Genomic DNA, 12,808 nt, shown 5'->3' on the forward strand with positions numbered 1-12,808 from the left:
CTCCGTTGCGTTCAGCGTGGATCCTTCCTAGAGCGTCGGTAAACGATTGCCAGCCCGAAATCGGCGGGCGGCGGGAAGGGGCAGCGCGCATGTTCAGGCTGACGGAGGAAACCCCGGACGATCTGTGGGAGGTGGAAGCGCTCTATGACCTGTGCTTCGCGCCGGGGCGGACGGCGCTGTCCTCCTACCGGCTGCGCGACGGGGTTCAGCCGGTGGCGCCGCTCTGCCTGTTGCTGCGGGACGAGGTGGAGAACGTATCGGCCGCGATCCGCTACTGGCCGGTGCTGGTGGGCGGGCGCCCGACGCTGCTGCTTGGCCCCGTCGCGGTCCACCCCACGCGGCAATCGGAGGGATTGGGCGGGTTTCTGATGCGCGAGAGCATGGGCGAGGCGCGCCGCATGGGCTGGAGCCGCATTCTGCTGGTGGGGGACGCGCCCTATTACCGCCGTTTCGGCTTTTCCCGCCGCGCCGATGTGGTGATGCCGCCCCCGACCAACCCGGAGCGCGTGCTGGGCTTTGACCTCGCACCCGGCGGCTGGAACGGCGTCGGCGGAGAAGTCACGCGGCATGAAGGCCCCGTCATTCCCGAGTGATCCGCCCTTGAAAGCGGGGCGGCGGCGGGCCAGATTCCCAGCCATGACACACGCGCGCGACGATGACACCGTGAAATCCGCCTCTCCCGTGGAAGACCTTCCGGGGGATCGCATTTATGATCTCCCCCCGCATGTGAAGGCGGAGATCGAGGCGCTGGCTCGCCGCCAGCAGGAGGCGGGTTCGCTCCTCCTGAGCCTCGTCAACGCAGCTGGCGGCGTGGTGGAGAACGGGCTGGAACGCCTTCCCGACGGGGTGAAGGATCGCATCGAAAAGATCACCCGCAAGGGGTTGGAGCGCGCCTACAGGCTTGCCGCGCGCACCGGCGGCGGAAAGGGTCCGTTCGGGGCGGGCGCCCACCGGGCGGCTGCGACGCTTTCCGGTGCGGTGGGTGGCATGGGCGGCATCGGCACGTCCATCATGGAACTGCCCGTCACCATCACCGTGATCTTCCGGGGCCTGCAGAGGATCGCGGCGGAGAACGGCTTCGATCCCGGCGATGAGCGCACGCTGCTCGACTGTCTTCAGGTGTTCGCCAGCGGCGGGCCGCTGAAGCTCGATGACGGTGTGAATACCGCATTTCTCACCGCGCGGTTCACCATCACGGGGCCGACGGTGCAGCGCCTCATCGCCAGCGCGGCGGCCCCGTTCTCCGTGGTGCTCGGCCAGAAGATCGCGGCGCAGAGCGTGCCGCTGATCGGGGCTGCGGCGGGCGCTTCGATCAACTTCGCCTTTGTCGGTTATTATCAGGAGATGGCCCGCGTGCGCTTTGGCCTGAAACGTCTTGCACGGGACAACGACCCGGTGGCGGTCGCCGCCGCGTTTGCCGCCGCGATGGAGCCGAAGCGGCTATCCTGACGGGTCGCGGGGAGGTTTGCCTCCAGTGACCGGCAGGTGGCGGGGATCTTGGGGGCGCTGGCCCCGAAAGCGGCGGCTCAACAATCTGGGGATGGCCGCACAGGCCGCTCGCTCCGCGGGCGGCTCCCCCCAAGCAGCATTTCAGCGACAGGGCACCTCCCGCCCCGTGCTAGTCCTTCAGCCCGGCAAGGTAGCTCATCACCATGGGCCGCACGCTCTGCGCGCCCTCCGCCTGCGCCTCTGCGATCACACCGGCGAGGTCGGTGAGGTTGGTGCGGCGCAGCAGATGCTTCACCGGCCCGATGGAGGCGGGGCGCATGGACAGCATGTCCAGCCCCATGGCGGCGAGGCACGCAGCCTCCACCGGCCGTCCCGCATCCTCACCGCAGAAGGACAGCGGTGTGTCGATCTCGCGGCAGCGCTCCACGATCCGGGCGATGAACCCGAGAAACTCGCTGGACAGCGTGTCATAGCGGCGACGCACCCGCTCATTCTCCCGGTCGGCGGCGAAGAAGAACTGCTTCAGGTCATTGCCGCCGATGGACAGGAAATCCACCTGCTCGAAGAATTGCCGTGGGGCGAAGGCGAGGCTCGGTGTTTCCAGCATCGCGCCGATTTCCAGCCGCGCGGGCAGGACGCGGTTCAGCCGCGCCTCTCGCGCCATCTCCCGCATCAGAAGCTCGCGCGCTTCATAGAATTCGCGCGGATCCGCGATGAAGGGGAACATGATGCTGAGCGGACGCCCCGCCGCCGCGCGGATCAGCGCCTGCAACTGCATCCTGAGCACGCCCGGCTTGTCCAGCCCGACACGGATCGCCCGCCAGCCGAGCGCGGGGTTCGGCTCGTCCTGCGGCTTCATGTAGGGCAGTACCTTGTCAGACCCGATGTCGAGCGTGCGGAACACCACGCGCTTGCCCTTCGCCGCATCCATCACGCGGGAGTAGAGCCGGGCCAGTTGCTCCCGTCCCGGCACATGGCTGCGGATCAGGAACTGCAACTCCGTGCGGAACAGCCCCACCCCTTCGGCGCCGGAATGGGTGAGGGAGGGCAGGTCGGCCATCAGACCCGCATTCATGTGCAGTGCGATCCGCCTGCCATCCTTGGTCAGCGCGGGCAGGGGGCGCAGGTCGGCATAGCGTTCGAGCGCCTTTGCCTGCATGGCGATCTTGTCACGGAAGGCGGCGGCGATCGTCTCCTCCGGGCGGAGGTGGACCACGCCCGAGTCTCCGTCCACAAGGATCGGGTCGCCGTTCAGCGCCTCCGTGACGATGCCTTCGGCGCGGATGACGAGCGGGATGCCCCACGCGCGCGCGACGATGGCGGCATGGCTGCCGACCGAGCCTTCTTCCAGCACGACCGCTCTCAGCTTGCGGTCATATTCCAGCAGCTCGCCCGGCCCGATGTTGCGCGCGATGAGCACCGGGTTTTCCGGCATCTCGGCGCCGGTCTCCTGTCCCTGTCCGGTCAGGATGCGCAAAAGCCGGTTGGAGAGGTCGTCTATATCGTCCAGCCGCTCGCGCAGATACTGGTCCTGCGACTGCTGGAGCCGCGCGCGGATGGTGGATTGCTCCTTCTCCACCGCGGCCTCGGCGGAAAGGCCGCGGTCGATGTCCTCCTCCATCCGGCGCCGCCAGCCGCGGGAATTGGCAAAGAGGCGATAGGCCTCCAGCACCTGCTGCTGTTCCTTGTCCGCCGCGCCGATGGCCTGCATCATCCGGTCCACATCTGCAGACAGCCGCTCCACCCCGGCACGCAGGCGGGCCTTTTCCCTGCGGGGATCGTCATTGACCGGGTTGGTGATGACCACGCGGGGTTCGTGAAGCCAAACCCGCCCCTCGGCCGCGCCTTCCTGCCCGGTGGCGCCGCGGAACACTTCAGGCCCCTGATGCGGGGCCTGAAGCGCCTCCCCCTCACCGATGAAGGCGCCGAGTTCGGACATCTCGGCCAGAACCATCGCCACGACTTCCAGCGCGTAGAGCTCATCCTCCGAGAATTCGCGCGCGCGTTTCGACTGCACGACCAGCACGCCCAGCCGGTCGCCCAGCCGTTGCAGCGGGACGCCGAGGAAGGAGGAGTAGATCTCCTCCCCCGTCTCCGGCATGTAGCGGAAGCCCTTCTCGGCGGGCGCATTGGCGGTGTTGATGAACTTGCCCGTCTTGGCGACGCGGCCGACCAGCCCTTCGCCAAGGCGCATCCGCGTCTGGTGAACCGCTTCCGGGCGGAGGCCCTGCGTGGCGCAAAGCTCCAGCGTGTCGTCATCCCGGAAGAGATAGACCGAGCAGACCTCCGTCTTGAGGGAGGAGGCGATGAGGCTCGTCACCCGGTCCAGCCGTTCCTGCCCCGCCGCAGGAAGCGCCAGGGTATCGCGAAGGCGCCGCAACAGCTTGCGGCTATCACTCTCGCTCAGGTCGGGCATCGCACTCCGGTCGCGGCTCAGGCCTTTTCCAGCTCGAAGGCATCATGCAGCGCCTGAACCGCAAGTTCCATGTATTTCCGGTCGATAAGCACCGAAATCTTGATCTCGGAGGTGGAGATGACCTTGATGTTCACGCCATGCGCCGACAGCGCCTCGAACATCTTCGCCGCCACGCCCGCATGGCTCCGCATCCCGATGCCGACGACGGAGACCTTGGCCACCTCGTCGTCGATGATGAGTTCGTCGTAGTTGATGAGGCTGCTCGTCTGGGCATCCTCCATCGCCTTGCGCGCCCGTGCGACCTGGTTCACCGGGACGGAGAAGGTCATGTCGGTAACCGCGCCCGGATGCGCCTCGTCATAGTCCTTTTCGGAGATGTTCTGAACGATCATGTCCACGTTCACCCCCGCATCCGCCAGCGGGCCGAAGATCGCTGCGGCGATGCCGGGGCGGTCCTCGATGGTGAAGAGGGTGATCTTGGCTTCGTCGCGGCTGTAGGCCACGCCAGAGACGACTTGCGATTCCATGATATCCTCCTCGTCGCAGACCAGGGTGCCGGAGTTTTCGTCAGTATCCTCGAAGCTGGAGAGCACCCGCAGCTTCACCTTGTAGCGCATCGCCAGTTCGACCGAACGGGTCTGGAGCACCTTCGCGCCGAGCGAGGCGAGCTCCAGCATCTCCTCGAACGCGATCCTGTCGAGCTTGCGTGCCTTGGACGTGATCCGCGGGTCGGTCGTGTAGATCCCGTCCACATCGGTATAGATGTCGCAGCGCTCCGCGTCGAAGGCCGCGGCAAAGGCAACGGCGGTCGTGTCGGAGCCGCCCCGGCCCAGCGTGGTGATCCGCCCTTCGGGCGACAGCCCCTGAAAACCCGCGACCACGGCGACCTTCATGCCTTCGGCGAATTTCTGGTCGATGTTGCGGCGCGGAATGTCCACGAACCGTGCGGCGGAATGGGCGGAGGTCGTGTTGATCGGCACCTGCCAGCCCTGCCAGGAGCGTGCCGGAACGTCCATCTCCTGCAGCGTCAGCGCCATCAGGCCCGCCGTCACGTTCTCGCCGGAGGAGACGACGGCGTCGTATTCCCGCGCGTCGAACAGCGGGGAGGTCTGCTCCACCCAGCCGACCAGCTCGTTGGTCTTGCCCGACATGGCGGAGACGATGACGATCACGTCATAGCCCCGCTCCACCTCGCGCTTGACCTTTTCGGCGGCATTCCTGATCCGCGCGAGATCCGCGACCGAGGTTCCCCCGAATTTCATCACCAGAAGCGGCATCCTGCCCCCCGTTCGTCTTCCCGCGCCCGTCAGCCGGGGGTCATAAGTGAGCGGCGGAGCAAGGGCAAGGGACCATTGGGGGGAGGAGCCTGCGCTGCGATCCATCGGCCCTTCTGCAAAGGCGGGCGAAAGTCGCTGCGGGCCTTCTCCGGCACGGTTTCCTTCCCGGCGGTCAGGCAATGACAGCCACTGGCGCGAGATTCCGATGGTGTCCGGTTTCCCGCCTTGCCAGACCTTGCCGTTGCCGTTGCCGTTGCCGTTGCCGTTGCCGTTGCCAAACGTGGCGATCCTTGCAGCCGGGGCAGGATCGCGTCTCTGCCAGGTGTGGAGCCGGGGGACTGCCTAACTTGCCCGATGGCTTGGCTCCCTGCGAGCCCGACGCAGGTCGTCGTGCTCGTGGGTCTTGTTCCGGTGGCTTCGGACCGGCGTCAGTTGGTCTTACGCTTGGGCAGGAAGGACAGGGGCGCGCTCCGGGATTGGCCGATGACTTGCTTGATGGCTGGGCTCCCTGCGAGCCCGATGGCGTCTTGCAGGTTGCCGTTGCTCCGGCCCCGGGTCAGTTGGCCTTGCGCGTGGGCAGGAAGGGCAGGGGGGCCACGGGCACGCCGTCTTCGATCAGGCTGCGCGCCTCGTCGGCCCGTGCCTCACCATAGATCGCGCGATCCGGCGCATCGCCCGCGTGGATGGCACGTGCTTCGCTCGCAAAATTCATGCCGACATATTCGGAGTTCTCCTCCAGATGCCGCCGAACCTCCGCCAGAAGTTTCTCCTGCTCCGTCTGCGGGGTGAGGGGACGGGCCTCCTGCTCCGCCGGTTTCACGGCGGGGGCCATCAGCGCCTTGCCGATCGTGGACGACCCACAGCTCGGGCAAGCGAGCTGCCCCGCCTTTTCCAGGGCATCAAAGGCTCCGGCGGACTGGAACCAGCTTTCAAAGGCATGGTCCCGGTCGCATTTCAGCGTGTAGCGGATCATGGGGTCATTCCGTCGTGAACCTGTCACACCTATGGATTCCAGCGGCGAAATCAAGCCGCCTCAGGGTGGTGGAACGCTGCCTGCGAGAATCGTGGCGAAGCGGTCGCTGTCCACATTTCCGCCCGACAGGACCACTCCCACGCGGTGCCCTGCCATCCGCTCCCGCTCCGCAAGCAACGCGGCCAGCGGCGCGGCGCCCGCCCCCTCGGCGACGGAATGGATCGTGCGGAAGTAAAGCCGCATCGCTTGCGCGATTTCGTCATCCGTCACGGACACGACCCTCTCCGCGCCTTCCGCGATGATGGCCAGCGCCTCGGGGACGGGAACCCGCACTGCAAGTCCGTCTGCCATCGTCTCTGCCCGGTTGGTCGCCACCGGCCTGCCGGCATCCAGCGACAGTTTCACCGTGGGCGCGCCCGCGGCGACCACGCCGACGATCCGCGTGCCAAGGCCGAGTGCATCCCGCGCCGCGATCATCCCGGCGATGCCCGAGCCTGCGCCGATGGGAACATAGACGGTGTGCAGGTCGGGGCAGGCCGTCAGCAACTCAAGCCCCGCCGTGGCCACGCCGCGCACCAGCTCCCTGTGAAAGGGCGGCACGACCGCCAACCCGTCGCGCGCGGCCACGCGATAGGCTTCCTCCCGCGCCTCGTCAAAATCCCGTCCGAACTCCACCACTTCCGCGCCATAGGCTCGCATGGCGGCATTCTTTTCGCGTGAATTGCCGTGCGGGACGTAGATCAGCGCCCGCAGGCCGGCCGCTGTCGCGGCGCGGGCCTGACTCTGGCCATGGTTTCCGCGCGTCGCGGTGCAAAGACCCGGCACGGTGGGCTGGGTGCGGCGCAACCAGTCCACGTAAGTGATGCCGCCCCTGACCTTGAAGGCGCCGGTCGGCAGGTGGTTTTCATGCTTGACCACGACCTCCACGCCGGTCGCCTGCGACAGAAGGGGCCAGCCGATCTGCGGGGTGGGAGAAAGCTGACGCTGCACAAGCGCCGCAGCTTCCAGCAGTTCTTCGCGGGTGAAGCGTTCAGACATCCGTGACTTTCCCCTCCCGCCGCCTTTCCCCGAAGATCGCGGGAGCGCCGCCTCGCGTCAAGACAGGTCGGGCAGATGGCGTGCCGCCCCTCCTGTCGCGGGCGATAGGCACAGGCGGTGTTCCGACAGCGCAACGGGAGGCTGAGGGCTCTCCGTCACCAGACCTGCCCCGTAGACGACCGGGAGCCCGAAGGCTCTCCGTCGCCAGACGTGTTCGCGGCCTTATTCGCCCCGGCGCGGACCCTTCGGCCCACGGGGGCGGCTGCCGGGGCCGCTGCGATCAGGCCCGCCACGTTCTCCCCGATCCGGGCCACGGCGATCCGCACCCGGGCGATCCGTGCCACCGCGCGAAGGGCGGGGGCCTTTGTCGAAGCGGCTTTCACCGGAAGCGGCGCGGCCCTTGCCGAACCCCCGCTCCCCGTCGCCACTCCGCTCACCGCCACTCCGTCCGCCCTCACTCCGTCCGCCGCCGCTACTGCCTCGGCTTCCGCCGAAGCCGCCGGAGCGTTCACCGTCGCCCTTGCCGAAGCTCCGGTTGCCGGACTTTTCGGAGCTGCTCTTGCCGAACCCCGAGCGCTGCCCGCGCTCACTTTCGGAGCCCGCGCGCGAAGGCGTCTTGCCGAAGCCGGACCGAGGGCCGCGTTCGCCGCGCTCCTCACCCGAGCCGCTACGCGGGCCAAAGCCCTTGCCTGCCGGTTTCGGGCCGCCTGCGCGGGGCCTGTCGGAATCCTCGCGGCGCCCTTCGAAGCGTGGCTTGCCGCTCCGCCCACCTTCCCCGGACCCGAACCGTCCACCTTCCCCTGACCGCGGCCGCTCTGCACCTTCTTCATTCCGGCTGTGGCTGCGGAAGCCTTCCGCACGGGGCTTCGCGCCGAATTTGCTGCCGCGTTCGCCCGTGCCTTTGGCATTGTCGCGGGAGAACCCGCCGCTCCGGGGTTTGCGGTCGTCGCCGTGCGGGCGCGGCCTGTCACCGCCTTCGCGGCGCGGCCTGTCCTCATCACGCGGAAAATCGCGGGAAGTCCCACGATCGTCGCGCGATGCATCGCGATGGCTGCGGAAACCCTCGGAGCGGGGCTTGCCCTCGCCGCCGCCATGGCTGCGGAAGCCTTCGGACCGCGGTTTGCGCGGCGTGTCGGAGGCGAAGCCGCGATCCGCGGAGGCATTTGCGCGCGGCTTGCGCGGCTTGTCCTCACCCCAGGCCGAACGGGCGGGTTTCGGCGCATCGCTGCGGAGGGGGCGGGGCGGGGCGTCGCCCCCGCTACGCTCGCGCGGCTTGCCGCCCTCGCCCCGCTGGGGCCGGACGTTTTCCGAGCGGAGCGGCATCGGCTTCGTCACGCGGAGCGAGCGCGAGGGGTCGGTCGCGCCCGTCATGTCGCGCGGCCCGGAGGAGAGCTTGCGTGGTTTGCCGGGGGGGCTGTCCTTCTCCGCCTTCGTGCCGAGCCTGCGGGTGATGGCGACGGTCTGTTCCGGCTCCGGCTTCAGGCCGAGTTGGTCGCGAAGAACGCGCGAGCGGACCTCCCGCACCTCTCCCGGCTCCAGATCCTCAAGCTTGAAGGGACCGTAGCTCACCCGGATGAGCCGGTTCACGGCAAGGCCTACCGCCTCCATCGCGCGGCGGACTTCGCGGTTCTTTCCCTCCCGTAGCCCGACGGTCAGCCAGGCGTTCGCCCCCTGCTGACGGTCGAGCACGACCTGCATCGGCTGAAACCGCTCGCCCTCGACCTCGATCCCCTTGCGGAGCGGGTCCAGCACGCTGTCCTCCGGCCGGCCGTTCACCCGGACGCGGTAGCGGCGGAGCCAGCCGGTGGAGGGCAGTTCCAGCCGCCGCTTGATCTCACCGTCGTTGGTGAGCAGCAGCAGACCCTCGGAGTTGAGGTCGAGACGCCCGACGGAGAGCACACGCGGCAACTCCTCCGGCATGTTCTCGAAAACCGTCTCGCGGCCCTTTTCGTCCCGCTCGGTGGTGACGAGCCCGATGGGCTTGTAATAGAGCCATAGCCGCGGCGGCTCGGCGGCGGGAAGGGGGCGACCCTCCACCGTGATCCGGTCCTTCGGCGTGACGTCGAGCGCGGGCGAGTCTATCACCCGCCCGTTCACCGTTACGGCTCCCGCGGCGATCAGCCGCTCTGCGTCCCGGCGGGAGGCGATCCCCGCCCGCGCCAGAACCTTGGCGATGCGCTCGCCCGTCTTTTGTTCCTGTGTCATCGCGTCGCCTTACATCCAAAGCCGCCTCAGCGGAAGCGGGCTTGCACCGCCGCACGAAAGGTTTCACCTAGGCGCATGTCTCCGTTCCGCAGCCATATGGATATAGCTCTCGCCGAAGCAGAGGCAGCATCCCTCCGGGGGGAGGTTCCCGTGGGCGCGGTGCTGGTCGATCCGGCGGGGCGGATCGTCGCCCGTGCGGGCAACCGGACGCGTGAACTGGCCGATCCGACGGGCCATGCGGAGATACTCGCCATCCGCTCCGCCTGTGCGGCGCTCGGGTCCGAGCGGCTGCCGGGGCATGACCTTTATGTCACGCTGGAGCCGTGCCCGATGTGTGCTTCCGCCATCTCGCAGGCCCGGATCGCGCGGCTCTACTATGGAGCCGGCGATCCGAAGTCCGGCGGTATCGCGCAGGGTCCGCGCATCTTTGCGCATTCCCAGAGCCATCATGTTCCCGAAGTCTATGACGGCATCGGCGCGGGCGAGGCGGAACGGCTGCTGAAAGCGTTCTTCCTCGGCCGGCGCGGGTGACGTCAGACGTCCTTCAGACCGAGTGCCAGCATGATGTAGCTGATCCCGGAGGCGATCAGGTCCACGGCAAGTACCATGCCCAGCACCCAGACACTGTTTCCCGGCCAGCCGGAGAGGATCAGCAGGCCCGCGATGGCTGTTACCACGGCACCGAACAGCATCCAGCCCCAGCCGGCAAGGGGCCGTTCCTTGAAGGCCATGAAGACCCGGATCACGCCTGAGGCCAGCAGGAGAGCGCCAAGGGCGAGCGTCAGGGTCGCCGTTGCCGCAAGCGGTTGAGAGAATGCGAAATACCCGGCAAATCCGTAGAGAGCAGCGGCGATAACGGCAAAGATCTTGCCTCCCCATCCCGGAACGGAAAACGCCTGAACGATCTGCGCGATGGCCGCGACGATCATCAGAATCCCGATCAGGTAAGTGGAAGCGATAGTAGCGACAAAAAGATTACCGGCAGCAATAATACCGAAAACAAGCACCAGCACACCAAGAGCCAGGAACCATCCCCAATTTTTTCGGATGGCGTCGCGGTCGTCAGCTTCGGATGAGAGTGTCATGATTTCAACCTCGTTGAAAAGCGGTAGACCTAGAGTCATCAGGCGGGCTGGCCCCCCAAATCAAGTTAATTTGACCGCCACTTGCAGGCCAGCCGCGCCGCTTCTACAATTTTCGCGGGAGAAGGCCGCCTTGCCCTGGCGGCCAAGGGAGGAAAGTCATGCAGACCCATCAGGAGGCCACCGCCACCTTCGACTATGATACGTTGGTGCGGGAGACGCTTTCGGGCACGCTCGATGCCATGAACGCCTGCGTGGAATGCTGCGACCGGCACGCGCTTCCCGGGCGGATCGCGCTGTTCTACGAAGGGCGGGACGGCACCTCCTCCACCCATACGTTTGCAGAGCTTCGCAAGCAGGCGGCGCGCTTTGCGGGCTTTCTGAAAGCGCAGGGCGTGCAGCCGGGGGACCGGGTCGCCTGCCTTCTGCCGCGCACGCCGGAACTGCTTGTCGTGCTGCTGGGAACTTGGCGGGCGGGCGCGGTCTATGTGCCGCTGTTCACCGCCTTCGGCTCCAAGGCGATCGAGCACCGGCTTGCCACTTCCGAGGCGAAGGTGATCGTGACGGATCCCACCAACCGCCACAAGCTGGAGGGCGTCGAAGGGCTGCCGCCGGTGGTGACGGTGGGCGGCCCGAGGGGAGAGGGTATCCGCCGGGGCGACTACAGCTTCTGGGCGGAGATGGCGCTTCAGCCCGATACCTTCGCGCCCGTCATGCGGAACGGCGACGATCCCTTCCTGATGATGTTCACCTCCGGCACCACCGGGCTTGCGAAGGCGCTCTTCGTGCCGCTGAAGGCGCTGGTGCCCTTTACGCAGTACATGCGGCTGGCCATCGGATTGGAAGACAGCGATTCCTTCTGGAACGTCGCCGATCCCGGCTGGGCCTACGGGCTTTACTACGCTCTCTCCGGCCCGCTCTGCATGGGCCATCCGACGACCTTCTATGAGGGGGGTTTCACGGTGGAGAGCACCATCGGCGTGATCGAGCGGCGGGAGGTGGATGTGCTGGCTGGCTCGCCCACCGCCTACCGCATGCTGCTCGCCGCGCGGGACCGTGTCGGCCCGGCGCTGAAGGGCAAGGTCCGCGCCATCTCCAGCGCGGGTGAGCCGCTGACGCCCGAGGTCATCCGCTGGTGCGCGAGCGAGCTGGAGACCGTCATCCATGACCACTACGGGCAGACCGAACTCGGCATGGTGCTCTGCAACTTCCACGGGCTGTCGCATGAGGTGCGGCTCGGCTCGGCGGGTTTCGCGATGCCGGGGCACCGGCTCGTCGTGGTGAACCCCGAGACGCTGGAGGAGCTGGGGGCCGGGCAGCCGGGGATTCTGGCGATGGATCGCGAAGCCTCGCCGATGTTCTGGTTCGGCGGCTATCACCAGCAGGAAACCAAGGCGTTCAAGGGGAAATATTACCTGACGGGCGATACGGTCGAACTGAACGAGGACGGCACGATCAGTTTCGTGGGCCGCGCGGATGACGTCATCACTACCTCCGGCTACCGTGTGGGGCCGTTCGATGTGGAAAGCGCGCTGATCGAGCATCCCTCCGTGGTGGAAGCTGCCGTGGTGGGCAAGCCCGACCCGGAGCGGACGGAGCTCATCAAGGCTTTCGTCGTCCTCAGCCCGAAGTTCGAGGCGAGCCGCGCGCTGGCCGAGGAACTTCAGCAGCATGTGCGCAAACGGCTGTCCGCCCATGCCTTCCCGCGGGAAATCGAGTTCGTGGACGATCTCCCCAAGACGCCGAGCGGGAAGATCCAGCGCTTCCTCCTGCGCAAGCAGGAAGTGGAGCGGGCGACGACCGCCGTCGCCTGACGGGACGGATGCAGGGGGCGCCGGTCCGGCCGGCGCCAACCCACCACGCTGCCGAAGGGCGGGCTGCGGAAAAGTCTGGGATCGCGCCCGTGCAGATCCGGGAAATCAGGTCCGGGGGCCGGGACGTCCCGGATTTGCGGCCTGCTTGGGTGGGCGTTCTTCGCAAGGTCTGCCGAAAGCCATTTTCATCCGTCTGTTGGCGTGGTCAGTGCCGGTCCGCCCCTTGGGCTCCCGGCGTCCAGAAAACCGTGCGACAGGTGAAAGCTCTCGCATGGATAACGGGTAACCGCGCTGGCTGGCTGTGGCGGACGGCCCCGCCCGATCAACGGCCATTGCAAAACCCATGACCGCTGCGATGCGGGGCCATTTCGCGGAAGCGAACACAGCGCCAAAGCGCAGGGTGGCCGTGGCCGCGCGGGGTCTGCAAGGGTGCCGCGCGGGGGCCGCAAGGGGTGGGAAGTCCGTCAACCCGCCCTGGCGCGAGACGACGAAGCCACCGAGGGACGAAGCACGGAAGCACGAGGCCACCACATGATGAAGCAGCCGGGCGGCGA

Annotated in this window: 10 protein-coding genes; 4 read left to right on the forward strand and 6 right to left on the reverse strand. The window is 67.4% G+C overall.

The features are described 5' to 3' along the window. Window positions 1–89: 89 nt before the first annotated feature. Both CDV49_RS08630 and CDV49_RS08635 read left to right on the forward strand, forming a co-directional pair. A complete protein-coding gene (locus CDV49_RS08630; protein ID WP_088215144.1) occupies window positions 90–593 on the forward strand; it encodes a GNAT family N-acetyltransferase in 504 nt (167 codons plus the stop codon). A 43-nt stretch (window positions 594–636) separates the two neighbouring features. Further along, on the forward strand, window positions 637–1,449 hold the full coding sequence (locus CDV49_RS08635; protein WP_088215145.1) for an EcsC family protein: 813 nt from the start codon (window positions 637–639) through the stop codon (window positions 1,447–1,449). Window positions 1,450–1,618: 169 nt separating this feature from the next. On the opposite strand, the gene ptsP is transcribed toward CDV49_RS08635, so the two are convergent. The 5 genes from ptsP to CDV49_RS08660 all read right to left on the reverse strand — a co-directional run bounded on the left by ptsP (window position 1,619) and on the right by CDV49_RS08660 (window position 9,358). Further along, entirely contained in the window at window positions 1,619–3,865 is a 2,247-nt protein-coding gene (gene ptsP / locus CDV49_RS08640; protein WP_088215146.1) for a phosphoenolpyruvate--protein phosphotransferase, read from the reverse strand. 17 nt (window positions 3,866–3,882) lie between these two features. After that, entirely contained in the window at window positions 3,883–5,142 is a 1,260-nt protein-coding gene (locus CDV49_RS08645; protein WP_035713737.1) for an aspartate kinase, read from the reverse strand. Window positions 5,143–5,698: 556 nt separating this feature from the next. Next, complete coding sequence (locus CDV49_RS08650; RefSeq protein ID WP_088215147.1) at window positions 5,699–6,115, reverse strand: DUF1178 family protein; 417 nt, start codon at window positions 6,113–6,115, stop codon at window positions 5,699–5,701. 60 nt (window positions 6,116–6,175) lie between these two features. Next, window positions 6,176–7,153, reverse strand: coding sequence for a threonine dehydratase (locus CDV49_RS08655; RefSeq protein WP_088215148.1), 978 nt, complete (start codon window positions 7,151–7,153; stop codon window positions 6,176–6,178). A gap of 222 nt (window positions 7,154–7,375) precedes the next feature. Beyond that, complete coding sequence (locus tag CDV49_RS08660; RefSeq protein ID WP_088215149.1) at window positions 7,376–9,358, reverse strand: pseudouridine synthase; 1,983 nt, start codon at window positions 9,356–9,358, stop codon at window positions 7,376–7,378. 96 nt (window positions 9,359–9,454) lie between these two features. Between CDV49_RS08660 and CDV49_RS08665 the strand changes: the two genes are divergently transcribed. Continuing rightward, window positions 9,455–9,889 carry a nucleoside deaminase gene (locus CDV49_RS08665; protein WP_256947286.1) on the forward strand — a complete coding sequence of 145 codons (435 nt, stop codon included), beginning with the start codon at window positions 9,455–9,457 and terminating at the stop codon, window positions 9,887–9,889. Between the two features lie 2 nt (window positions 9,890–9,891). Here CDV49_RS08665 and CDV49_RS08670 read toward each other — a convergent pair whose 3' ends face one another. Further along, on the reverse strand, window positions 9,892–10,443 hold the full coding sequence (locus CDV49_RS08670) for an HdeD family acid-resistance protein (protein ID WP_088215151.1): 552 nt from the start codon (window positions 10,441–10,443) through the stop codon (window positions 9,892–9,894). 158 nt (window positions 10,444–10,601) lie between these two features. On the opposite strand from CDV49_RS08670, the gene CDV49_RS08675 reads away from it, so the two are divergent. Beyond that, entirely contained in the window at window positions 10,602–12,254 is a 1,653-nt protein-coding gene (locus tag CDV49_RS08675; protein WP_088215152.1) for an AMP-binding protein, read from the forward strand. Window positions 12,255–12,808 lie beyond the last annotated feature (554 nt).

It is taken from the genome of Haematobacter genomosp. 1, from assembly GCF_002196855.1.
Classification (GTDB): domain Bacteria; phylum Pseudomonadota; class Alphaproteobacteria; order Rhodobacterales; family Rhodobacteraceae; genus Haematobacter.